Consider the following 21,716-nt stretch of genomic DNA (forward strand, 5'->3'; position numbering starts at 1 on the left):
AATCCGCGGGCACCATCGTTCAGCCTAGCCGCAAGTCGGGACGACCGGTGACCGCTCGGAGCCAGGCCACGGGTTGGCGCTCACCGCGTCCGGGTCTATGCTGTGTCCTCGTGCGCCGGCCGGGTGGAATCGTCCCCGGAGCGCGTGAAAGGACACGTCACATGGCTCTGGAGAACGACACCCAGGCTCCCGACTTCGAACTGCTCGACCAGCACGGCCGCTCGGTCCGCCTCAGCGACTTCCGCGGCTCCAAGGCCGTCGCCCTCGTCTTCTTCCCGCTGGCGTTCTCGGGCACCTGCACGGGCGAGCTGTGCGCGCTGCGCGACAACCTGGCGATGTTCCAGGACCACCGGGTGGAGCTGCTGGCGATCTCCGTGGACTCCAAGTACACGCTGCGCGCCTGGGCCGAGCAGGAAGGCTATGACTTCAGCCTGCTGGCCGACTTCTGGCCGCACGGCGAGACCGCCAAGGAGTACGGCGTCTTCCTGCCGGAGAAGGGCTTCGCCAACCGCGCGACGTTCCTGATCGACGAGTCCGGCATCATCCGCGCGTCGTTCATCACCGCGCCGGGGGAGGCCCGCTCGATCGAGTCGTACCGGGCCGCGCTGGAGCTGCTGCCTGCGCACGTGTGAGCGCCGCGCCTCGCCCGCTAGGCTGGTGAGGTCAGGGCCTTTAGCTCAGCTGGTAGAGCGCCACGTTTACACCGTGGATGTCGTCGGTTCGATCCCGGCAGGGCCCACCAATTAGACTCCCACCCATGCCCTCGGGCCCCTACCGCTGGTTCGTCGTCGCCGAGCTGATCCTGGCCGCCGTGACCTTCGTCGCGCTGCAATTCGTCGTCGCCCCCTACGGCGGCCGCCACGGCCGCCCCGGCTGGGGCCCGACCGTCCCCGCGCGCGTCGGCTGGATCGTGATGGAGGCCCCCGCGAGCCTCGCCTTCCTGGCCTTCTACCTGCTCGGCTCGCACCGCGCCGACCTCGTGCCCCTGCTATTCCTCTTGCTCTGGCAGGCGCACTACGTGCAGCGCGCCTTCGTCTACCCGCTGCTCATGCGCTCCGGCTCCCGGATGCCGGTGCTCGTCATGCTGCTGGCCATCCTGTTCAACGTTCTCAACGCGTGGGTGAACGCGCGCTGGATCTCCGAGTACGGCCACTACCCGGTGTCCTGGCTGCGCGATCCGCGGTTCTGGATCGGCGTGGTCCTCTTCGCGGCGGGGTACGCGCTCAACGTCGGCTCCGACCGCATCCTCCGGAGGCTGCGGCGTAGCGGCGACGGCTACCGCATCCCGTACGGCGGCGGCTTCCGGTTCGTGTCGAGCCCGAACTACCTCGGCGAGCTGGTGGAGTGGACCGGCTGGGCCGTCGCCACCTGGTCCCTCGCGGGGCTCGCCTTCGCGCTCTACACCGTCGCCAACCTCGCGCCGCGGGCGATGGCGAACCACCGCTGGTACCGGGAGACCTTCCCCGACTATCCGCCCGACCGCCGTGCCCTGCTGCCGTTCGTGCTGTGAATCCGCCGCTGTCGGAGGCCCGCCGTACCGTTGGCGTGTGAAGGACGGGGTGACGTGACCGAGAACGTCGCGCAGTGGTGGGCGCGCCGGCAGTGGTCCAAGGGCCTCCCGGTGCCGTACGCCGTCGGCGCCTACCGCGCCGACTGGCAGCGCTATCCGACCGTGGTGCGCCAGTTCCATCCCGAGCTCAACGGCGGGATCGTGCTCAGCCAGATCCCGCCCGCCGCCGACGTCTACGTGCAGTGGGAGTGCGACGCCGGCCACCGCTTCATCGCCACGCCGGAGGAGCAGCGCTCCCGTCCGGGCGGAACGCGCCGGCGGTCGGCCTGGTGCCCGTGGTGCAGCGAGGAGGCCGTCCCGCGCCGCATCAGGACGCCGGAGCCCGACGCCGGCCTGCACGTCTGCGGCCACGCGCGCGACCTGCGGCGCATCGAGAACGACCCGGACGACGACCGCTGCTACCTCTGCCGGAGGCTCGACCGCACGTCGATGACAAGGGAGGAGCTGATCGCGCTGGCGGCGCCCGGCTCGCGCGTCGCCCTCTCGCACGAGAACGGCACCGCCACGCGCTACTCGTGGCAGTGCGCGAACGGGCATCCCAGCTACTCCGCCACCGTCGAGCGAATCCTCGGCGGCCGCCGCTGCCCGGTCTGCCGGAACGCTCGCCGCGGGGCGGACCGCGTGCGGGTCGGGGAGGCCTTCCTCAGCGAGCTCGCCCCGCGCCCGGCGTCGGCGGCCGAGCCGGAGCTGAAGCGCCGCGTGGCCGCGAGGCTCGCGGTCGACCTGAGCCTCAACGCGGTGCGCGTCGCGCGGCCGTTCTACAACCAGCTCGAAGTGTGGCCCGACATCGTCGTCCCCGAGCTGCGCGTCGCCATCGAATACGACACCATCGGCCGGCACGGGCTGGAGCACGTCGGCCCGCGGGAGGCCTCCGACCGACGCAAGGACCGCCTCCTGCGCGCCGCCGGCTGGGAGGTCGTGCGGGTGCGCTGCTCGCCGCTCGCGCCTCTCGGCCCCCACGACGTCGTGGCGTCGGGGGTGACGGACGCGGTGGTGGAGCGCGTCCTCGCCGCGCTGGGCGCGATCCGCGGCGAGCTGTTCGTCGCCGCGTACCTCGCCTGACGCGCCGCCGCACCCGCGGCCTTCCCGCCCGGGCGGCCCACTGGCTAGCCTGAACCCTGAGCCGCGCACCGTGCGCGCGCACGAAGGGAGTCCCCACGATGCCGTCGATCCTGAACCCGTACCTCAACTTCCGCACGCAGGCCCGCGAGGCGATGGACTTCTACCAGTCCGTCTTCGGCGGCACCCTGCAGCAGAGCACCTTCGCCGAGTTCGGGATGAGCCAGGACCCGGACGACGCGAACCTGATCATGCACTCGCAGCTCACCACCGACGCGGGCTTCACGCTCATGGCGGCGGACGTGCCCGCCCACATGGACCTCAAGGAGGGCTCCCAGATCTCGGTGTCCCTGAGCGGCGACGACGAAGCCCAGCTCTCCGGCTACTACGACAAGCTGGTCGACGGCGGCACCGTGGTCGAGCCGCTCTCCAAGGCGCCGTGGGGCGACAGCTTCGGGATGCTGGTCGACCGGTTCGGCGTGCAGTGGCTGGTGAACATCGCGGGGGCGGCGCCGACCGCCTGACGCCGGGCCCGCGGGCGGAGGGTCACGCGGCGAGCGCGTTCAGCCAGCGCAGCGGGTCGATCGGGGCGCCGCCGCCCGGGCGCACCTCGAAGTGGAGGTGCGCTCCCGTCGAGACCCCCGTGCTGCCGACGGCCCCGATCACCTCGTCCGCGGCCACCCGCTGACCCGGACGCAGCCGGACCGATCCCTCCGCGAGGTGGCAGTAGACGGTCGTGACCGCCTCGCCGCGCACGACGTGGTCGATGGCGAGCTGGATGCCGCAGCCGCCGCGGTCCACGGTCACCGCCCGGCTCACCACGCCGGACGCGGCCGCGTGGACGGGGACGCCGGCGCGCGCGGCGAAGTCGATGCCGGGATGCTCGGTGGACGCCCCTTCGACCGGAGCGTCCCGATGACCGAACCCGTCCGAGATGGCGGCGCCGTCCCGAACGGGCCAGACGACCCCGGGCGCGACATGCACGGCCGGCGCCTCGCGGGCGAGCCCGAAGGAGTCGGCGCCGAACGACGCCGGCACCACCAGGTCCTGCGCGGGTGCGAGGTCGCCCGCGAGGGAGGCCGCCGTCGCCGGGGCGGCGCACGCGATGAGGGACGATGTGGCGGCCAGGCCGAGCGCGAGCCCGCCGGCGATCAGGGTGTGCGAGAGCGGTCGGAACGGGGACACGGGGCACCTCATTCGGTCGGGGTGGGAGTACGGTCACACGCCGGGCATGCCGTATCTCCAGTGTGGCATATCACCGTGAGGGAAGCCTGAGAGTCGCTGCGGCGACCATTCCCGGGGGAGGCCCCGCGGCGTTATGGTGCTCCCGGATCGAGCCCGTCGATCCGGGAGGGGAAGACGTCATGTGCCGTTGGCTCGCGTACTCCGGGGAGGCGCTGAAACCCGCCGAACTGATCCTGGACGCGCAACACTCGCTGGTCGCCCAATCGCTGAACTCGCCACTCGGCGCCGAGACGGTGAACGGCGACGGCTTCGGGTTCGGGTGGTACCCGGAGGGCTCGAAGGCGGGCAACATTCCCGCGCTGTTCCACTCGACCGAACCCGCCTGGAACGACGAGAACCTGCGCGAGCTCACCAACTCGATCGCGAGCCCGCTGTTCTTCGGGCACGTGCGCGCGGCGGCCGGGCCGCCCATCCAGCAGACGAACTGCCACCCGTTCCGCTACGAGAACTGGCTGTTCATGCACAACGGCTTCCTCGGCGGCTTCGCGAAGATGAAGCGCGACCTGACGTTCGCGGTCGACCCGTCGCTCTACCCGCTCATCCACGGCACCACGGACTCCGAGGTCATGTTCTACCTGGCCCTCACGCTCGGCCTCCAGGACGACCCGATCGGCGCGATGGCGAAGACCGTCCAGCGGATCGAGGAGGTGGGAGAGGCGAACGGCGTCCAGTTCCCGATGCAGGGGACGATCGCGATCTCCGACGGCGCCACGCTGTGGGCGTTCCGTCACTCCACGTCGGGCCGCAGCCGGAGCCTGTACCACTCGGTCGCCATCCCGGAGCTGCGCGAGATGTACCCGGACGCCGCCCGCCTGGAGGTCTTCGGGGACAAGGCGAAGGTCGTCGTGTCCGAGCCGCTCAACGACATCCCCGGCGCGTTCCTGGAGGTGGGGGAGTCGACCGTCGCGATCCTCACCGACGACGGCTACCACCACGAGCCGTTCATGGCGCGCGCCGACGCTTGAGCACGCTGGCCTGAGCACGGAAGCCTGAGCACGCGAGAAGGCGGGGACGACCTGAGTCGTCCCCGCCTTCATCACCTCCGGATCAGGCCCGGCGTCGCCGCAGGGCGCGGAATCCGATGGCGCCGCCGCCGAGGGCCAGGAGGATCGCGCCGACCCAGACGAGCGTCTCGACGTCCAGTCCCGTCGAGGCGAGACCGCCCACTGCGGCCCGGGCCGTCGACGGCGGCGAGGAGACCCGTCCGGAGCCGGCCGTGCCGTCCGCGACCGCCGTGTTGGTCACGGTTCCCGCCCGCCGGTCCGCATCGGTGAGCGTGTACGCCGCCGTGCAGACGATCGACGCGCCGGGGGCCAGCGAGGCCGCCCCGTCCGGGCAGTCGACGCCGGGGAAGCCGCCGGTGCCGGTGAAGTCGCCCTCCGCGATGGCCACGCCCGTGACCGTCACGTTCCCGGTGTTGGTCACCGTGAAGTGGTAGTCGATCGTGGAGGCGTTCACGGTGGCGCTCTTCACCAGGGAGAGCGCCGGCGCGCTGTCGTGCGGCAGTGTGACCGTGGACGGCTCACTCTGCACCGGCTCGCCGCCCGCGGGCGGGAGTCCGCTCGCGGTGGCCGTGTTGGTGATGCCTCCGGCGTCGGCGTCCGCCTGCGTGACGGTGTAGGTCGCCGTGCAGGTCAGCTGCGCCTCCGGGGCGAGGGAGGACGGCGCACCCGAGCAGTCCGGCACGGGGGCGGGGCCGCTGCCCGTGAAGCCCGAGTCGGTCACCTGGATGTCGTCCAGCGTCACGTTGCCGGTGTTGGTCACCACGAAGCTGTACGTGATCACCGCGCCCGCCGTGAACGACGCGGCGTCGCTCGGCGTCCCCGACTTGACGATGGTCAGCGCCGGCTGGGCCGGTGCGTCGAAGGTGCCGTCAGCCGGACCGAACGTCATCGGCACACCGGGCGCCGACGGGATCGTGCCCTGCACGGTCGCCGTGTTGTCGACGGAGCCCGCATCCACGTCCGCCTGGGTCGCGATGTAGGTCGCCGTGCAGGTCGCGGTGTCACCGGGCGCGAGGACCATCGGCGCCGCCGGGCACTGGACGACCGGCGCTGTGCCGGTCCCGGTGAAGGTCCCTTCGATCACCTCGACCTCGGACATGGTCACGTTGCCGGTGTTGGTCACGACGAAGCTGTAGGTCACGGCCTGACCGGCTCGCGTGATCGTGGCCGGGTCGGCCGTCTTGGTGATGGACAGGTCCGGCGATGCGATCGCACTGAAGGTCGTGGACGACGGCTGCGAGTCCACCGCAGCGCCTCCGCCGATCGGGGAGCCGCTCGCGGTCGCCGTGTTGGTCACGGTTCCCGCGTCGACGTCGTCCTGGGTCGGCGTGTAGACGGCCGTGCAGGTGACCGTCGCACCCGGCGCGAGGGAGGCCGCGCCGGCCGGGCAGCTCGGCGCGGGCGTCGCCCCGGTGCCGGTGAAGGCGCCCTCGGCCACCGAGATGCCCGTGAGCGTCACGTTCCCGGTGTTCGTCACCAGGTACGAGTACGTGACCGGCTGTCCCGCCGCGGTGATCGCGGTGGGGTCGACCGTCTTCGCCATCGTCAGCGCGGGCGCCGGGTCGGCGGTGATGTCGACCTCCGACGGGGGAGCGGTGATGGTGGCTCCGCCCGGCGTCTGGAGGGTCGCCACGGCCCGGTTGGTGATGCCGCCCTTGTCGATGTCGGACTGGGTGGTGACGTAGTCGGCCGTGCAGGTCACCGACTCGCCGGGCGCCAGGGAGGTCACCCCGGCCGGGCAGACCGGGTCCAGCACGGCGAACCCGCTGAACTGCGACTCGACGACCTGGGGGCTCTGCAGCGTCACGTTGCCGGTGTTGGTCACCACGAACTCGTAGGTGACCGTCTGGCCCGCTGCCGTCACGTTCCGGATGGAGGCGGTCTTCTGCAGGGTCAGCGCCGGGTCGGGCGCGATCGGCACCACGGTCTGCGAGCCGGGCGACGTGACGGCGGCGCCGCTCCCCGTCGTTCCGGTCGCGGTGGCGGTGTTGTCGATGCCGCCGGCGTTCGCGTCGGCGAGGGTGACGGTGTAGGTGGCCGTGCACGTCACGGTCGCGCCGGGCGCGAGGGAGGCCGCACCCGCCGGGCAGGTCGGCGACGGCGCGGTGCCGGTGCCGGAGAAGGCGCCCTCCGCGATCCCGATGCCGTTCACCGTCGTGTCGCCGGTGTTGGTCACCGCGAACGAGTAGGTGATCGTGTCGCCGGCGGCGTTCGCGTGCAGCGGGCTCGCCGTCTTCACCAGGGTGAGCGCAGGGTTCTCCGCGACCGCGACGGTCGCCGTCGACGGCGCGCTCGTGACCGGCCCACCGGCCGACGCCGGCGGGGTGCCGGTGGCGGTGGCGGTGTTGACGAGCTGCGACTGGTCGGCGTCCGTCTGCGTCAGCGTGTAGCTGGCGGTGCAGATCATCCGGGCGCCGGGGAGCATCGTCGCCGCCTCCGCGGGGCAGGTGACGGCAGGGGTCCCGCCGGTTCCCGAGAAGGCCGTCTCGTCGACCGTGACGTCCTTCAGGGTCACGTTGCCGCTGTTCGTGACGGCGAACTGGTAGCTCACGACGTCGCCCAGCGCAGCGACGGTCGCGGGCGTCGCGGTCTTCTCGACCGTGATCGCCGGCGCCGGGTTGCCCGGGGCGCTGATCGTGGCCGGCGCCGAGCTCACGGCCGGGCCGCTCGGCGGCGTGCCCTGCGAGGTCGCGGTGTTCGTCACGTCGCCCTGGTCGATGTCGGCCTGGGTCAGTGTGTAGTCCGCCGTGCAGGTCACCTGGGCGCCCGGCGGGATCGGAGCGCTTGCCGGACACACCGGGTTCACCGCGCCTCCGGTGCCGGTGAAGCCCTGTTCGGTGATGCCGACGTCCGTCAGCGTCACGTTGCCGGTGTTGGTGGCGACGAAGGAGTAGGTCAAGACCTGCCCGACGACGAACGACGCCGCGTCGTCCGGCGACGTCGACTTCTCGAGCGTGATCGCGGGCGCGGCGGCGGAGGTCACGGTCGCAGACGAAGCGGGGGAGTCGACGGTGCCGCTCTCCGGGTCGGTCGCGGTCGCGTGCGCGGTGTTCGTCACCGAGCCACTGTCGACGTCTGCCTGGGTCAGCGTGTAGGTCGCCGTGCAGACCGTCGAGACGCCGGGGGCGAGCGACGTCACGGGGCAGACCGGCGCCGGGCCGGTCCCGGTTCCCGAGAACGAGCTCTCCGCGATCGCCAGGGCGTGCACATCCACGTTGCCGGTGTTCGTCACGCTGTAGTTGTAGGTGACCGTGGTCCCGGCCGTCGCCGCGGTCGACGGGGTGACCGTCTTGCTGAGCGTGAGCGACGCGTTCGCCGCTTCGAGCGTCGTGGTGGTCGCCGAGGTGTTGGAGCGGATCACGGTCGTGCCGCCGAGCAGGGTGCCCTGCGCCGACGCGGTGTTCGTGAAGGCGCCTGAGGAGACGTCAGCGGCCGTGATGGTGTACAGCGCGTTCGCCGTGCAGCGCGTGGAGGCTCCGGGGGCGAGCGTGGTCGCCGGGCAGGTCACCGCTCCGACGCTGGGGTCGTTGACGACGAGATTGTCGATCGCGACCTGCCCGGTGTTCGTCACCGTGAAGGAGTACGGGATGGTGTCGCCGGCGTCGCGGACGCCGTTGCCGTTGACGTCGTTCACGGGTCCGGCCTCCTTCTGGAGCAGGAGGTTCCCGGAGAGCGCCGTGTTGGTGATGGTGCAGTTGACCAGGTCACCGATCCCGAGCGCGACTGTGGCCGAGGGGCCGGCGGCGCCCGACGGCAGACCCGGATCGGCCGAGCCGTTCCTGGTGCACGACCAGGACTGCGCGTACGCGCCGATCGGGGTCGTGCCGGTCGCCGTCTCCGCGAGCGTGAACGGGGAGGTGGTGGCGGCGCCGATGGTCTCGACCTCGCCGGTGGTGGCGGTGGTCGCGGTCCCGGTGTTCGCGCTGGCGAGCTGGATGCCGCCGGGCGCGCTGACGCTGAGCCCGAACGAGTCGGAGGGGCTCACCCGGCTGGCGACGTTCTTGGACAGGACGACCTTCGACAGCAGGATGCCGAACGCGACGCCCTGCCGCCGGTTCGTGTTCAGGTCGATCGTGACGCCGTTCGGAGCGTCGGCCGCCAGCATCGCCGTGCCGGTCCTCCAGACGCTCTGATTGCTGGAGCACACCACCGTGTTCGTGCCGACTCCGGTGAACCCGGCTTCACACGCATTGCCGATCGGCGCGATCTGCCGCAGCGGCTTGTCCGAGGCGAACGCCAGCGACTCGCCCTGGTCGGTGGACTCCGCGTCGGCCATGACGATCGAGAAGGCGTTGACGGGGTTCCCGTCGGCGTCCGTGACGGAGATGCCGGCCATCAGCACGGACGAGTGCCCGCCCGTGGCGCCCGCCTGGTACAGCGCAGGCATGCCCGCCACTCCGCGATACCCGCCGTCGGTGCGCCCGAGATAGGCCGCCGTGTACGTCGGGAACGCGGCGGCGACCACCGCGCGGCCGGTCGCGAAGGCCGTGTACTGGAGTGTGTAGCCACCGGGGAGTGCGACCTTCATCTGCTGGCCGCCGGGGCTGGAGGCCGCCGCCTGGTCGTAGCCGCTCTGGTCGAGCCAGCACAGCGTGCGCGCGTACGTCCCCGTGCCGGCGTCCGCGTACGCGCACTGCTGGTCGGTCGGCGCGGCCGCCGCGACCTGCGAGAAGACGATGACGCCGGCCACCGCCATCAGCACGCTCACGAGAGCGGCAAGCGCCTTCGAGCGCCTGCGTGTGAAGAACTTCATCGAATGCCTCCCCGTCGGTGAATGACCGTCGAAAGTTACCGACGTCGCTCGGCGGATCGGGCCGCGGACCGTGGTCTTTCCGCGGCGCGCAGCACATCCTTCCGCTCAGTGGAAGCGAGGTTTAACGACGATCTTCACCTGGCACACCTGCACCCATATGGGTATATGATCGATCGCATGGCACGGGCAGCGACGACCTCGGACGTCTTCAACGCGATCGCGGAGCCGCGCCGCCGGGACATCCTGATGCTGCTGCGCTCCGGCGAGCGGCCGGTGAACGAGGTGGCCACGGCCCTCGGGATGCCGCAGCCCGGCGCGTCCAAGCACCTCCGGGTGCTCAAGGAGGTCGGGCTCGTGCAGGACCGCCGCGCCGGCAAGCAGCGGGTCTACGGCCTCGACGCCGGCGGCCTGCGCACGGTCCACGAGTGGACGGGCGGCTTCGAGCAGTTCTGGAACGAGAGCTTCGGCCGGCTCGACGCGTACCTGCAGGAGCTGAAGGCCGAGCGACGAGAGGGTGCAGGGGAGTAGTCGGTGCGCGAACCGGAAGCAGCGGAGTCCTCGACGGCCGATCGCGAGATCGTGGTCACGCGTCTGATCGACGCGCCGCCCGAGCTGGTGTTCGAGGCGTTCACGTCGGTCGCGCATCTCTCGCGGTGGTGGGGCCCCGAGGGCTTCAGCACGACCACGCGGTCCTTCGAGTTCCGGGTCGGAGGCGAGTGGGTCTTCACGATGCGCGGGCCGGACGGCACCGTCCATCCCGAGTGGATCACCTGGACCGCCATCGTGCCGCCCGAGCGCATCGAGCTGCTCCACGGCGAGCGCCGCGACGACCCGGACACGTTCGAGTCGGCGCTGACCTTCACGCCCGAGGGCACGGCGACGCGCATCGAGCTGCGGACGGTCTTCCCGACGACACAGCTGCGCGACCAGGCGCTCGAACGCTCTCACGCCGCCGAGGGCGGCAGGCAGACGCTGGCCAAGCTGGCCGGCTACGTCGAGACCACGATGAGGAATGAGAAGGAGGACTGATGGCTGGGAAGGTGTTCTTCAGCGTCTCGATGTCGCTGGACGGGTTCATGGCGCCGGACTCCCCGGACGAGTTGATGGGGAAGCAGTGGATGGAGCTGCAGCACTGGGTGTTCCCGACCCGGTTCTTCCGCCAGAATCTGGGGCTCGGCCCCGGCGGCGAGGAGGGCCTGGACAACGACATCGCTCGCAGCACCTTCGAGCGCACCGGCGCCAGCGTGATGGGCAAGCGCATGTTCGAGGCCGGAGAGCACTCCTGGCCGGAGGACGCACCCTTCCACAGCGATGTGTTCGTGGTGACCCACGAGCGCCGCGACCCCTGGGTGCGCGCCGGCGGCACCACCTTCCACTTCGTCGACGACCTCCGGGTCGCGCTCGATCGGGCGCGCGAGTCCGCGGGGGAGCGCGACGTCCGGATCGCCGGGGGCGGCGCGACGGTCGTGGAGTACCTGAACGCGGGCCTGGTGGACGAGTTCTCGATCGCCCTTTCGCCCGTGCTGTTCGGAAAGGGCATCCGCCTGTTCGAATCGGTGGACGACTCCCGGATCAGGCTGGAGCAGACGGCCTCAGACGCGTCTCCGCGCGCGACGCACCTGACCTACACCGTTCGGGAGCGCTGATGCCCGGCCGCGCGAGCCCGGCCAAGGCGGCGGTCGGCGACAAGCCGGTGTTCGCGTACATCGCGAGCCTCCCCGACGGCCAGCGCGCGATCGCCGAGGCCGTCGACGCCCTGGCGGCGCGAACGCTGCCCGGCCTCACCCGTTCGATCAAGTGGGGGATGTCGTACTACGGCGTCGGCGACGGCTGGTGCTTCTGCTGCGGCGCCTTCGACGACATCGTGAAGCTCATGTTCGTGAACGGGACGACGCTCGATCCCGTGCCGCCGGTGACGCCCGTGGCGATGGGCAAGGCCACCCGTGGGGTGGAGCTGGCGACGCTCGCGGACCTGGACGAGGAGCAGGTCGCGGACTGGATGCGGCAGATCACCTCGCGGCCGGGGGTCGGTGGCCGGAAGGCCTGAGCGCCGGGTGAGTGCGCGGGCGATGGCGGCGGGCGGGGGATGGCAGAGCCGGTGAAACTTCGGCCGCGGCGGCACCGCTTCCGGGCGTGCGGCGGGGGAGCACGTCTCGCGCGCCGCTAGCGTCGCGTTCGCCGTGCCCTCTCCAGAGAAAGGAACGCCATGGCCAACGACGCTTTCGCCGGACCTGTGGACTATCTCGTGTTCGCCTTCCCCGCCGAGGCCTCCGTCAGCGCGGGCCTCGCCGCCGTGCTGCAGCGGGTCGATGACGGGATCATCGAGGTCCTCGACCTCGAACTGATCCGCGTGGACGACACGGGAGCGCCCGTCCGGCAGCCGCTCGATCGGTTCCCCGGCGCCGACGGGTTCGCCGGTGCGTACTCGGGCATCCTCGACGCGGAGGACGTCCAGCGGGTCGTGGATGCGCTGGAGCCCGGCGCCTTCGCCGTCGCCCTCGTCTACGAGGACCGCTCGCTTGCCCCCGCGGCGGACGCCTGGATCGCCGCGGGCGGCGAGGAGCTGTTCGCCGGGGGAGTCGACATCATCGACCTCGCCGACGCCCTCGATGCGGAAGGAGCGGACCGATGAGCCTTCTGCGCACCGCCGCGCGCGCCTCCGTCGCGACGCGCGTCATCGGAAGCACCCACCGGCGCCAGCAACAGCGCTGGGCCGCCCAGGACGCCGCGGCGACCGGGCAGCCCCAGCCCGCTGCTCCCGAGACGCCGGCCCTGGCCGCTGAGCCGTCCGTGCTCGATCAGCTCGCTCAGCTCGGGGAGCTGCGCGCCTCCGGGGTGCTCACCGAGGCGGAGTTCGAGGCGCAGAAGGCCCGCATCCTGAACCTGTAGCGCCTCCCGGCGGGGGAGCAGCCCGCGTGCTACCGTTGGCGTCGTATGGAACCATTCGGTTCAGTACGCCGATGGGGAGGTGGCGATGACCACGGCGATAGACGATCCGTTGAGCAGGACCTTCGCGGCCCTGGCGGACCCGACCCGGCGGGCGATCCTCGCGCGGCTCGCGCAGGGCTCGGCGAACGTCGGCGATCTCGCGGCGCCGTTCGAGATGAGCTTCGCCGCCGTCTCCAAGCACCTCCGGGTCCTGGAGGGCGCCGGCCTCGTCACTCGCGGCCGCGAGGCCCAGTACCGTCCGGCCATGCTCGACGCCCGCCCGCTGCTCGCCGCCTCGGCGTGGATCGAGGACTACCAGCGATTCTGGGAGGCCGGCTTCGACGCGCTCGACGACCTCCTCGCCGCCGCGAACACCGAACAGAAGGACCAGGAGTGACCGGCATCACCGACGACGGCATCGAGATCGACCGAGAGTTCGCGGCGCCGCCGGCCGCCGTGTTCGCCGCGTGGACGACTCCCGAGTCGTTCGCCCGCTGGTTCGGCGGCCGCGAGGTGCAGGTCCCGCTCGACGGGCTCGACTACCGGGCAGAGGAGGGCAGGTCCTGGTCGGCGATGATGGTCCTTCCGGATGGCAGCACCATCGACTGGGCGGGGGAATTCCTGGAGGTCGACCCGCCGTCGCGTCTGGTGATGACGCTCACCGATCGTCCTGCCGTCCCCGAACGTGCCGTCCTCACGGTCGAGCTGACCCCGTCGGCGGTGGGAACACGCTTGCGCATGACCCAGCAGACGCCCGGATTCTCGGACGAGCAGCGGCAGGGCACGATCGCCGGCTGGATGACCTTCCTCGACGTCCTCGGGGAGCTCGCGGAAGCCTGATCGACTTTCCTCCCGGTATTGAACTATCCGGTTTAGAACTGCTAGGTTGAATACGGCACGACATCGTGCCGTCCACCTGCACCGAGAGGATTGACCCCCATGCGCGACCTCATCATCTCCGCCTTCGTCTCCGCCGACGGCGTCGCCGAGGCTCCGGGAGGCGACGCGAGCTACCGCAACGCCGGCTGGACCTTCAACGGCGTCGAGTTCGACCCGGCCGCCTACGAGCTGAAGGGCCGCGAGCAGGGGGAGGCGACCGCCGTCCTGCTCGGCCGGAGGAGCTACGAGCTCTTCGCCCCGGTCTGGCCGTCGATGGAGGAGTTCGCCGGCTACAACGCGATGCCGCGCTATGTCGTCTCCACGACACTGGAGGGCGACGACGAGCGCTGGCCCGCGACGATCCTGCGCTCGCTCGACGACGTGGCCGCCCTGAAGGCGACCGAGGGCGGCCCGATCATCGTCCACGGCAGCACGGCGCTCGGCCACGCCCTGGCCGACGCAGGGCTGGTCGACCGCTACCACCTGCTGGTCTTCCCGGTGCTCCTGGGCGAGGGGGAGCGGTTGTTCAGCAGCTCGGAGCACGGCATCGAGAAGCTGGCCGTGGTCGAGGGGGAGACGTACGGGAACGGGGTGCAGAAGGTCGTCTACCAGGTGGTTCGTTAGCGGGCGTTCGGAGGATGTCGAATCAGCCCCGGTACTCGGAGAGCTCGATCAGGTGCCCGTCCGGATCGCGGAAGAAGCAGCGAACCTCCCGGCCGTTGACGATCGGCGGGGTCAGGAAGTCGGCGCCGCGCGCGCGGAGCACCTCGTACGCCGCAGCGCAGTCGGGCACACGGAACGTCATCGCGTGCGCGACGCGGTCCGGGTCATCCGGCGGGGAGAACGTCACGGAGGGCTTGTCCGGAGTCGGGCCGCCGCCGGTGACCAGCAACAGCCAGGTGCCGGCCAGCCGGGCGACGACGCTGGTGCCGCCGTACGCGCGGACGATCTCGGCGCCGACGACGTCGCGGTAGAAATCACGCGAGGCGTCGGCGTCCTTCACGACCAGGATGTGCGTCAGTTCGGCATCGCCGGGGAAGTCGTCGTTCGGCGTCATTCTGGAAGGGTACTCGGGTGGACGATCCGCTAGCTGACATAATGTGCATTATCAGCGCTTAACTAACGGGTGGCTACCGGCGTCTCCGCGCTACTCAAAGCCCGGAGTCGCGCGAACGGGATGGACGCGGCCAGCATCTCGACCACGAGCAGCGACGCGATAAGGAGCGCCGCCCATGCGCCGTGCGGCGTGGCGAGCGGCAGGCCGGCGATGAACGGGACGGTCCACACGAGACCGGCGAGCACTCCGACCGCCACCACGGCCCCGACCACTCGGAGCCACGTGCGCCGGCCCGCGAATGCATATCCGCCGAGGATGCCCGCCAGCGGGACCGCGATCGCGCCTCCTCCGATGCCGGTCGTCACGAGAGCGACGAACACACCGGGCAGCAGGAGCGTGAAGACGGCGAAGAGCAGCGGGGACGCGGCCGTCCACCGCAGAATCGCCCGGCGATCACGGCTCAGTGAGGACGCGGACCCGAGGGCTGCGCCGACGAGCACGCCGGGCAGAAGGATGCCGAAGAACGTCCCCGGCCAGTTGAACTGCGATTCCGATCCGGCGAGCAGAGCCATGTAGGCACGAAGCGCGCACGCCCACGCCAGACCGCAGACCGCGCCGACGATCGCTCGCGCCCACCACGACCTGGCCATTTGTTCACCCCTCGCACTGTGGTACCGAGAGTAGGACGCCGGGTCCGTGCCCGGACTAGCGACTATGAACATCGAGCAGCGCGACCGAGCCAATGCGCGTCGGCAGCCCGCAAAGTCCTGACGCGAACGCAGCTAGTGGATCGCGTCCGTTGCTCCGGCTGACGGCGCACCGCTCTCGGGCATCCTGGCGTGGATCTCCTGCGTCAGCCGGTGGATCGTGCGCGTGAGCTCGGTGTTCTCCTCCAGCAGCTTCTGCTGGGCGATGTAGTCGTGGTCGGCTTTCGCCTGCTGGAAGGCGGCCTGGCGGTTCTGCCCGATCATGACGAAGGTCGAGAGGAAGATCGCCTCCAGCGAGACGATGAGTGTCAGCGTCGGCCACGGGCTCTTCTCGAACACGAGCATCCAGACCGCGAAGAGCGCGATGTGCAGGTACACGAACATCATCGACCCGGCGAACGCCGTGATCGCGTCGGCGATCCGCAACTGAACGCTTGACGCGCGACGTTCGGCCTCGGCGAGCACCGCCGGATGCAACTTCTCGTGCGGAGCGTTGGCGAGCAGACGGCTGGGCCGGAGGAACGGGCGCCGGCGCCCGGGGGCAGGTGCGGCGGAGGTGGATGTTCCGGTAGGGGAAGACGGCTGCGACATCGCTCTACTCCAGGCTCGCGGCGGACTCCTCCCGCCGATGGGCCGAGCGTACTGCGCAGGCGTCACGGAGCCCGGGAGCCGGGGCGTCGGCGCTCAGCGTGGCGCGGGCAGCAGGAACCCGCAGAGTTCACTGGACCATTGCTCGAACGCGTCCAGGTGCGCGTCGTGCGAAGCGCCGGCGAGGTCGACCCGCCTGACGTTCTTGCCGCGAGCGACGAACTCGGCCTTCTGCTCCTCGCTGAATATGCCTCCATCGGCATAGACCACGAGCGTGGGCCGGGTGATGCTCTCCCACTCGCTCCAACGCGGCACGGCCACCCCGGTGATGGCTCGTACCATCACGTCGGCGTCGAACCGTGGGTAGAAGACTCCCCCGCGCTCCTCCAGGTCAGCCACCCACGCCTGCGCCAGCGGACCATCACCGAGCGCCTCGCCGGCTTCCTCCCGGCTGCCGAACGGGACCTGCCACGCCCGGAAGAAGTCGCCGAGCGCAGCGTGGTCGTCCGGCGATCCGCTGCCCGCGTCGCCTTCGAGCAGCACGAGCCGGCGTACCAGCTCCGGATGAGCGGCCGCGATCATCGCGGTGTGGGCGCCCATCGACTGACCGACGAGGTCCACCGGTTGCGAGTCCTCCGCTTCGATGACGCGTACGACGTCGCTCACGAACGCCGCTCGGGATGTGTCGGCGGGGATGCGCGTGCTGGAGCCGTGGCCGCGCTGGTCGATCAGGATCACCCGCCGCGGTGAGAGCGCGCGAGCGGTCGGGACGAACTCGCGGCTGCTGCCGGCCAGCCCGTGCAGGAGCACGACCGCCGGTCCTGTGCCGTCCACGACCGAATAGGCGATCGTCGTCCCGTCCTCGACGGTCACCGTGCGCTGCGCCTCATTCACCCCACCACGCTACAGCGAGGAAAGGCCGACGCACCGAGGCCGCTCCCCCGGCCGCGCATCGCTCACGCCTCGTCGCACCGCAGCGCCAACAGCTGCCGCACCGTCGCCTTCAGCTGCACGCTGATCGGCTCCTCCGACGCGTTGTCGTCGTGCAGGACCTTGCTGAGCGCGGCCATCACGAGGATGACGGCGAGCTCCGCCTCCGACCTGCTGCGCGCGCGGCGGGCGGCGAGGTCGACGTACATCTCCCGCACCTCGACCATGATCCGCGTCGCGGTCGTCAGGAGCTCGGGGCGGCGGCTCAGGAGCTGCTTCAGGCGGACCAGGTCCGGGCCGTGCTCGGAACCGCTGCCGATCACCTCGCACAGCGCCATCACCAGGCTGCCGGGGTCGGCGAGGAACGCCTGCTCGACGTCCGGGTGGATCGTGGGGTCCTGGAACTCCAGGGCAGCCGCGGCCTTGGAGGAGAAGTAGTTGAAGAAGGTGCGGCCCGAGACGTCTGCCTCCTGGCAGATCTGCTCGACCGTCGTCGCGTCCAGCCCCTGCGCGTCGATGAGGCGGAAGGCCGCTTCGTGGATGGCGGTGCGGGTCTGGAGCTTCTTGCGCTCCCGGAGGCCGACGGCCTCGGGGTGGATGTCGATTGCGGTCATGATCCGATGCTTCCGACCGAGCGGAGCGGGCGGCGCCACGAGGACGCCGCCCACTCCCCCGATCAGGCCTGCGGCACCGCCCGGATGCTCCCGGTGACGGTCGCGCCGCCCTCGTCCACCTGCTGCTGCAGCGCGGAGGTCTTCCGCAGCGGCGGCACCTTGAAGAACAGGGTGAGGACGAAGGCCAGCAGGATCACTCCGAGTCCGATCGTGTAGACCAGGACCACGGAATCGTTGAACCCGACCATGAACGGCTTGCTCAGGCGCTGGTCGGCGCCGTCGAGGAACGAGGTGTCGCTCGTCGAACTGCTGCTCGAGCTGTTCGCCTTGGAGTCGCCCTTCTTCAGCTTGTCGGCGAGCGTCGGGGTGAGCTTGTCGACGTAGAAGCCGCGCTGGCTCGCGTTCGCCCAGTTCACCTCGACCGTCCCGTTGACGACCGTGGCGTGCGCCGCCTTCGCGACCGCCTCCAGTGCGGCGGCCTCGGCCTGCGGCGTCGCCGCCGCGACCTGCTGGGCGATGATCGGCGCCGCGGCCTCGGCCGGGATGTTCCCGGCGGCGACCTGCGCGTCGACGGCTGCGGTGACCTTCTGGGTCACGGCGGCGCCGGCGGCCGCCTTCGCCTTGGTCGCGCCTGCGGTGAGCTCGTCCTGGATGCTCTTCTCGATCGGGGTGACGATCGGCGTCCAGAGCTGCTTCATGATGGCCTTGTTGTGCGGCGCGGTCGCCACCTCCGGCGTCAGGGCGGCATCCAGGGCAGAGCTCAGGGTCTTCTGGTCGGCCGTCGCCGTGACGATGTTGCCCGGCAGGGCGGCGAAGAGCACCGAGAGCAGCACGGCGACGCCGAGCGTTCCACCGATCTGGCGGAAGAAGGTGGACGCGCCGGTCGCGACGCCCATCTGGTTCGGCGCGACCGCGTTCTGGCTGGCCAGGGTGAGCGTCTGCATCATCTGGCCGAGTCCGAGCCCGATGAGGAACATCGCGATCATCAGGAACCAGAGCGGCTTGTCGATCGTGAGGAAGGTCAGCACGAAGAAGCCGCCCGCCGTGAACAGCGTTCCCGTGACCGGGAAGATCCGGTACTTGCCCGTGCGGGCGATGATCTGGCCCGACGCGATCGAGGCGATCATCAGGCCCGCCATCATCGGCAGCGTGGCGAAGCCGGAGGCCGTCGGGCTCAGCCCGAAGACGATCTGCAGGTACAGCGGGAGGGTCAGCATGGCGCCGAACATCCCGAAGCCGACGAGCACGCCGAGGACGGTCGCCATCGAGAACACCCGCGACCGGAACAGGCGCAGCGGGATGATCGCGTCATCCTTCATGGCGCGCTCGATGAGGATGAAGGAGATCAGGCCGACCGCGGCGATCACGTAGCAGCTGATGGAGGCGGCCGAGGTCCAGCCCCAGTCGCGGCCCTGCTCTGCGACCAGCAGCACGGGGACGAGCGTCACGATGACCGCGGTCGCACCCCACCAGTCGATCCGCGGCTTGGCGGTCTTGTGGAACTTCGGCAGGTGCAGGAAGGCCAGCACCATGAGGAGCGCCACGATGCCGATCGGGACGTTGATCAGGAAGACCCAGCGCCACCCGGTGACGAAGAGGATCTGGTTCGCGCCGGCGAACAGACCGCCGATGAGCGGGCCGATGACCGACGAGATGCCGAAGACGGCCAGGAAGTAGCCCTGGTACTTGGCGCGCTCACGCGGGGCGAGGATGTCGCCCATGATCGCCAGCGGGAGGGACATCAGCGCACCCGCGCCGATCCCCTGGAACGCGCGGAAGGCGGCCAGCATCATCATCGACGTCGAGAACGCCGAGAGCAGGGATCCGAGCAGGAACACGACGATTCCGAAGATGTAGAGCGGGCGGCGGCCGAAGATGTCGGACAGCTTGCCGTAGATCGGGACGGCGATCGTGGACGTGATCAGGTACGCCGTGGTGACCCACGCCTGGTCGTTGAGTCCGTGGAGGTCGTCGCCGATGGTGCGGATGGCCGTGCCGACGATCGTCTGATCGAGCGACGACAGGAACATCCCGGCCATGAGGCCGTAGATGACGAGGAGAATCTGCCGGTGCGACATGATCGGCTTCGACTCGCGCGGCGCGGGAGCCGCGGATTGCACCCTCACGGGCGCAGTGGTTGTAGACAAGACGGGTTCCTTTTGGACGATGCTTTTTTGCAGACACTGCAATCATACACGAATGCACATATGCGTTTGCTGCAAACGCTCACGATCCGCGAAAGATTCCCGCTGGACAGGCGAACGCCCGCTGTCTACCGTGTGACCCATGAGCCCACGGGACACGGACTACAGCGATCTGAAAGCGCTCTTCATCAACACGACCCTCACCCGCTCCCCCGGGCGCAGCCACACCCAGTCGCTGATCGACGTGAGCGCGTCGATCATGTCCGACCAGGGGGTGGAGGTCGATCAGTTCCGCGCCGTCGACCACCCCATCGCGACGGGCGTGTACCCCGATATGCGCGAGTACGGCTGGGAGGTGGACGCCTGGCCCGAGCTGTTCCCGCGGGTGCTCGCCGCCGACATCTTCGTGATCGCCGGCCCGATCTGGCTCGGCGACAACAGCAGCGAGACGAAGAAGATCATCGAGCGGCTCTACGCGCACTCCGGCGAGCTCAACGAGAAGGGCCAGTGGCTCTACTACGGCCGGACGGGCGGCTGCCTCATCACCGGCAACGAGGACGGCATCAAGCACTGCGCGTCCAACGTGCTCTACAGCCTGCAGCACATCGGCTACTCGATCCCCCCGCAGGCGGACGCCGGCTGGATCGGCGAGGCCGGCCCCGGGCCCAGCTACGGGGACGAGCTTCCGGACGGCACGCGGGTGGGGTTCGACAACGACTTCACGAACCGGAACACGACCTTCCTCACCTGGAACCTCCTGCACCTGGCCCGGATGCTGAAGGACGCGGGCGGCTTCCCCGACTACGGCAACCAGCGCAAGGAGTGGGACGCGGGGGTGCGGTTCGACTTCCCGAACCCCGAGTACCGGTCATAGCGCCGGCGGCAGCGTGAACGCGAACCGGTCGCCGGCCGCGAATCGGTACTCGTCGTCGCAGCGGTAGCCGCGCAGCCACTGCACGCCGTCGACCACGCGCAGGTAGAAGCCCTTCGGAAACCCGACATCGTCGCTCAGCGGCGCGGCGGCGACCTTGATCGCGCCCGCGGGTGAGCGTCCGGCCGACAGCACGGAATCGGGCGCGTCCGGCTGCGAACGCAGCGCCAGCCGGAGGTATGGCCCGGTGTCGGGAGGGCACAGCGACAGTCCCTGCTCCCGCGCCGCCGCGAACACCTCCGCCAGGCTCCCTCCGTCGCCCAGGCCCAGTTCGCCCACGCTTTGCACGACGACGGTCAGCGCCTCCGGCTCCCGCAGCTCGAACGCATCGTGATCGAGCAGTGTCTCGGCGTGCGCGTTCAGCAGCACACCGTGCGACTGCAGGGCCGCGCGCAGGTCCGCCCGGGAGACCCCGCCGACGCTCAGCCGGATCGGTTCGGATTCTTCCACGCGCTCAGGCTACCCACCGGCGTCACGACGACGCTCCGCACGGGTCTCCTACGCATGACGACCCTCGACACCCGCGCACCCGACACCGCGAGCAGCTGCCCGCGCTGCCAGGGCCGCACCGCCTACCCGTCCATCGTCACCGTCGACCGGAGCCCGCGGTTCACGCTGGTGTGCGCCTTCTGCGGCACCGCTCGCGATGTCGACGGCCGAACGTAGGATGAGGCGGTGAGAGACCGCCGATCGCCCGAGAGCCAGGACGGCCTGTCGCGCCGCGGCTGGATGGTCCTCGTGGCCGCGACCGCCGCCGCCGCCGCGGTCGTCCTCCTCTCCGTGGCCGCCTTCGCGAACAGCCGGCCTCCCGGCCGGGCGCAGGCCGACACGACGGCAGCCCCGTCCGCTCCCCCGCACCCGCTGGATCCGGCTCCCACTCCGCTCGGGCTGCCGCCGCGTCCGACGCACACCCCGCCGGTCGCGACCGTCCCCGAGCAACCGGTCGGCAGCATCGCCGTCGGCGCGTGCCTCCAGGTCTTCCCGTCGCCCCGGGAGGCCGCCTACCCCGTCATCGACTGCGCGTCGCCGCACATCGCCCAGGTGCTCTCCAAGGGCGTCCTCCCTCAGTCCGCCGACGCGCCGTTCCCCGGCGTGCAGGCGCTCAACACCCAGGTCGGCGACCTCTGCACCGCCCCCGGTCTCCTGGACTGGAACTGGGTCGCGGTGTGGAACGAGGACGTCCAGGTGGAGCTGCGGTATCCGGACAGCGCGACCCAGTGGGCCTCCGGAGACCGCGCCTACGAGTGCTTCGTGGACACCTACTCCCGTCACGAGCTCACCGGGACCGCCGTGGCGGCCCACTAAGG

General features: G+C 70.6%; 26 protein-coding genes and 1 tRNA gene. 18 read left to right on the forward strand and 9 right to left on the reverse strand.

Going from position 1 to position 21,716, the window contains the following annotated elements; all coding sequences use genetic code 11:
• Positions 1-161: 161 nt before the first annotated feature.
• The 5 genes from ABCS02_RS08195 (at position 162) to ABCS02_RS08215 (ending at position 3,153) form a co-directional block, all read left to right on the forward strand.
• A complete protein-coding gene (locus tag ABCS02_RS08195; RefSeq protein WP_345835090.1) occupies positions 162-632 on the forward strand; it encodes a peroxiredoxin in 471 nt (156 codons plus the stop codon).
• A 34-nt stretch (positions 633-666) separates the two neighbouring features.
• A tRNA-Val gene (locus ABCS02_RS08200) sits at positions 667-742 on the forward strand.
• 15 nt (positions 743-757) lie between these two features.
• Positions 758-1,510 carry a methyltransferase gene (locus tag ABCS02_RS08205; protein WP_345835091.1) on the forward strand — a complete coding sequence of 251 codons (753 nt, stop codon included), beginning with the start codon at positions 758-760 and terminating at the stop codon, positions 1,508-1,510.
• Positions 1,511-1,564: 54 nt separating this feature from the next.
• Positions 1,565-2,632 carry a hypothetical protein gene (locus ABCS02_RS08210; protein ID WP_345835092.1) on the forward strand — a complete coding sequence of 356 codons (1,068 nt, stop codon included), beginning with the start codon at positions 1,565-1,567 and terminating at the stop codon, positions 2,630-2,632.
• Between the two features lie 98 nt (positions 2,633-2,730).
• Positions 2,731-3,153, forward strand: a complete 423-nt coding sequence (locus ABCS02_RS08215) for a VOC family protein (RefSeq protein ID WP_345835093.1) — start codon at positions 2,731-2,733, stop codon at positions 3,151-3,153.
• 22 nt (positions 3,154-3,175) lie between these two features.
• On the opposite strand, the gene ABCS02_RS08220 is transcribed toward ABCS02_RS08215, so the two are convergent.
• A complete protein-coding gene (locus tag ABCS02_RS08220) occupies positions 3,176-3,814 on the reverse strand; it encodes a M23 family metallopeptidase (RefSeq protein WP_345835094.1) in 639 nt (212 codons plus the stop codon).
• Positions 3,815-3,993: 179 nt separating this feature from the next.
• Between ABCS02_RS08220 and ABCS02_RS08225 the strand changes: the two genes are divergently transcribed.
• Positions 3,994-4,839, forward strand: a complete 846-nt coding sequence (locus tag ABCS02_RS08225) for a class II glutamine amidotransferase (RefSeq protein ID WP_345835095.1) — start codon at positions 3,994-3,996, stop codon at positions 4,837-4,839.
• Between the two features lie 82 nt (positions 4,840-4,921).
• On the opposite strand, the gene ABCS02_RS08230 is transcribed toward ABCS02_RS08225, so the two are convergent.
• Positions 4,922-9,631: a hypothetical protein gene (locus ABCS02_RS08230; RefSeq protein WP_345835096.1), complete on the reverse strand. Its 4,710-nt coding sequence runs from the start codon at positions 9,629-9,631 to the stop codon at positions 4,922-4,924.
• Between the two features lie 177 nt (positions 9,632-9,808).
• On the opposite strand from ABCS02_RS08230, the gene ABCS02_RS08235 reads away from it, so the two are divergent.
• The 9 genes from ABCS02_RS08235 (at position 9,809) to ABCS02_RS08275 (ending at position 14,062) form a co-directional block, all read left to right on the forward strand.
• Complete coding sequence (locus ABCS02_RS08235) at positions 9,809-10,159, forward strand: metalloregulator ArsR/SmtB family transcription factor (RefSeq protein WP_345835097.1); 351 nt, start codon at positions 9,809-9,811, stop codon at positions 10,157-10,159.
• A 3-nt stretch (positions 10,160-10,162) separates the two neighbouring features.
• Entirely contained in the window at positions 10,163-10,660 is a 498-nt protein-coding gene (locus ABCS02_RS08240) for an SRPBCC family protein (RefSeq protein WP_345835098.1), read from the forward strand.
• Positions 10,660-11,277, forward strand: a complete 618-nt coding sequence (locus tag ABCS02_RS08245) for a dihydrofolate reductase family protein (RefSeq protein WP_345835099.1) — start codon at positions 10,660-10,662, stop codon at positions 11,275-11,277. The genes ABCS02_RS08240 and ABCS02_RS08245 overlap by 1 nt, the downstream gene beginning before the upstream one ends.
• Positions 11,277-11,678 carry a DUF1801 domain-containing protein gene (locus ABCS02_RS08250; RefSeq protein WP_345835100.1) on the forward strand — a complete coding sequence of 134 codons (402 nt, stop codon included), beginning with the start codon at positions 11,277-11,279 and terminating at the stop codon, positions 11,676-11,678. The genes ABCS02_RS08245 and ABCS02_RS08250 overlap by 1 nt, the downstream gene beginning before the upstream one ends.
• 159 nt (positions 11,679-11,837) lie before the next feature.
• Positions 11,838-12,263, forward strand: coding sequence for a DUF6325 family protein (locus tag ABCS02_RS08255; RefSeq protein WP_345835101.1), 426 nt, complete (start codon positions 11,838-11,840; stop codon positions 12,261-12,263).
• Positions 12,260-12,520, forward strand: a complete 261-nt coding sequence (locus tag ABCS02_RS08260; protein ID WP_345835102.1) for an SHOCT domain-containing protein — start codon at positions 12,260-12,262, stop codon at positions 12,518-12,520. The genes ABCS02_RS08255 and ABCS02_RS08260 overlap by 4 nt, the downstream gene beginning before the upstream one ends.
• A gap of 85 nt (positions 12,521-12,605) precedes the next feature.
• Entirely contained in the window at positions 12,606-12,956 is a 351-nt protein-coding gene (locus ABCS02_RS08265; RefSeq protein WP_345835103.1) for a metalloregulator ArsR/SmtB family transcription factor, read from the forward strand.
• A complete protein-coding gene (locus ABCS02_RS08270; RefSeq protein WP_345835104.1) occupies positions 12,953-13,399 on the forward strand; it encodes an SRPBCC domain-containing protein in 447 nt (148 codons plus the stop codon). The genes ABCS02_RS08265 and ABCS02_RS08270 overlap by 4 nt, the downstream gene beginning before the upstream one ends.
• Before the next feature lie 99 nt (positions 13,400-13,498).
• Entirely contained in the window at positions 13,499-14,062 is a 564-nt protein-coding gene (locus ABCS02_RS08275; RefSeq protein WP_345835105.1) for a dihydrofolate reductase family protein, read from the forward strand.
• Between the two features lie 22 nt (positions 14,063-14,084).
• Here the strand turns inward: ABCS02_RS08275 and ABCS02_RS08280 are convergent, their stop codons facing one another.
• From ABCS02_RS08280 to ABCS02_RS08305, 6 genes are all read right to left on the reverse strand, one after another.
• Positions 14,085-14,495, reverse strand: a complete 411-nt coding sequence (locus ABCS02_RS08280) for a VOC family protein (protein WP_345835106.1) — start codon at positions 14,493-14,495, stop codon at positions 14,085-14,087.
• 62 nt (positions 14,496-14,557) lie between these two features.
• Positions 14,558-15,145 carry a hypothetical protein gene (locus ABCS02_RS08285; RefSeq protein WP_345835107.1) on the reverse strand — a complete coding sequence of 196 codons (588 nt, stop codon included), beginning with the start codon at positions 15,143-15,145 and terminating at the stop codon, positions 14,558-14,560.
• 132 nt (positions 15,146-15,277) lie between these two features.
• Positions 15,278-15,793 carry a DUF1003 domain-containing protein gene (locus tag ABCS02_RS08290; protein WP_345835108.1) on the reverse strand — a complete coding sequence of 172 codons (516 nt, stop codon included), beginning with the start codon at positions 15,791-15,793 and terminating at the stop codon, positions 15,278-15,280.
• Positions 15,794-15,886: 93 nt separating this feature from the next.
• Positions 15,887-16,684, reverse strand: a complete 798-nt coding sequence (locus tag ABCS02_RS08295) for an alpha/beta hydrolase (RefSeq protein WP_345835109.1) — start codon at positions 16,682-16,684, stop codon at positions 15,887-15,889.
• Positions 16,685-16,746: 62 nt separating this feature from the next.
• Positions 16,747-17,334, reverse strand: coding sequence for a helix-turn-helix domain-containing protein (locus ABCS02_RS08300; RefSeq protein WP_345835110.1), 588 nt, complete (start codon positions 17,332-17,334; stop codon positions 16,747-16,749).
• A gap of 62 nt (positions 17,335-17,396) precedes the next feature.
• A complete protein-coding gene (locus ABCS02_RS08305; protein WP_345835199.1) occupies positions 17,397-19,412 on the reverse strand; it encodes an MDR family MFS transporter in 2,016 nt (671 codons plus the stop codon).
• Positions 19,413-19,620: 208 nt separating this feature from the next.
• Between ABCS02_RS08305 and ABCS02_RS08310 the strand changes: the two genes are divergently transcribed.
• Positions 19,621-20,352 (forward strand): flavodoxin family protein, encoded by a 732-nt coding sequence (locus ABCS02_RS08310; RefSeq protein ID WP_345835111.1) that lies wholly within the window; start codon positions 19,621-19,623, stop codon positions 20,350-20,352.
• Here the strand turns inward: ABCS02_RS08310 and ABCS02_RS08315 are convergent.
• Positions 20,347-20,859, reverse strand: coding sequence for a hypothetical protein (locus ABCS02_RS08315; RefSeq protein ID WP_345835112.1), 513 nt, complete (start codon positions 20,857-20,859; stop codon positions 20,347-20,349). The two genes, ABCS02_RS08310 and ABCS02_RS08315, sit on opposite strands and share 6 nt — an antisense overlap.
• A gap of 54 nt (positions 20,860-20,913) precedes the next feature.
• On the opposite strand from ABCS02_RS08315, the gene ABCS02_RS08320 reads away from it, so the two are divergent.
• Positions 20,914-21,075, forward strand: coding sequence for a hypothetical protein (locus tag ABCS02_RS08320; protein WP_345835113.1), 162 nt, complete (start codon positions 20,914-20,916; stop codon positions 21,073-21,075).
• Between the two features lie 9 nt (positions 21,076-21,084).
• A complete protein-coding gene (locus ABCS02_RS08325; protein ID WP_345835114.1) occupies positions 21,085-21,714 on the forward strand; it encodes a septum formation family protein in 630 nt (209 codons plus the stop codon).
• Positions 21,715-21,716: the final 2 nt, after the last annotated feature.

Source organism: Microbacterium sp. X-17, from assembly GCF_039615055.1.